This is a genomic window from Rhodococcus sp. 06-470-2 (genome assembly GCF_002258235.1).
Taxonomy (GTDB): domain Bacteria; phylum Actinomycetota; class Actinomycetes; order Mycobacteriales; family Mycobacteriaceae; genus Rhodococcoides.
Genome location: NZ_NOYB01000020.1, coordinates 1 through 675 on the forward strand (window position 1 = coordinate 1; position 675 = coordinate 675).

Below are 675 nucleotides of genomic sequence, written 5' to 3' on the forward strand. Positions count from 1 at the left end.
GGCGGCAAGGACAGCACGACCCCTGGTGCCGAGAGTGACGGTGCGCGTCCCGATCCTGCAGCAGCCGAACCGGATTCGCCCACACCGAGTGGCGTCTGCGATACCGAGACCCCACCGCTACCGGAGCCGGACGACCGTTCGACGAGCGATCAGGGACTGTGGAGCGATGCGGGACTGTGGAACGACGGTTCATGCGACGGCGACGATCCCTGCGACGGTGACGGCCGGTGCGGTGACGGCCTCGACTGTGGTTGCGGCACAAGGCCCGACGGCACAACCGAACCAGAGGACAGTGCTGAGCCCGGCGACACAACCGAGCCGGACGACGCAACCGATCCCGACGACGCCGTCGGATCCGACACCGACGACGCACCGGACACCGCAGCACGCGAGGCTGCCGCCGCGCGGGATATCCGTACCCAGCGCGAACGCCAACACGACGCCCTCAAACTCGCGCTCCGGCACACCCTCGCCTCCGGCACCTTTGGCACACATCGCGGCCTGCCCGTCACCGCCATCGTCACCATGACCCTCAAAGACCTCGAAGCCGGCTGCGGCTACGCCATGACCGCCACCGGATCACGGGTGTCGATCCGCGACGCGATCCGCATGGCCTCGCACGCCCACCACTACCTGACCATCTTCGACGACCACGGCCGAGCCCTGTACCTCGGC

1 protein-coding gene is annotated in these 675 nt (G+C 68.6%); it reads left to right on the forward strand.

Translation table 11 applies throughout. The annotated features are described in order from the left end of the window. A partial coding sequence (locus CH276_RS28955) for a DUF222 domain-containing protein (RefSeq protein WP_254923838.1) occupies window positions 1–675 on the forward strand: 675 nt, incomplete at both ends.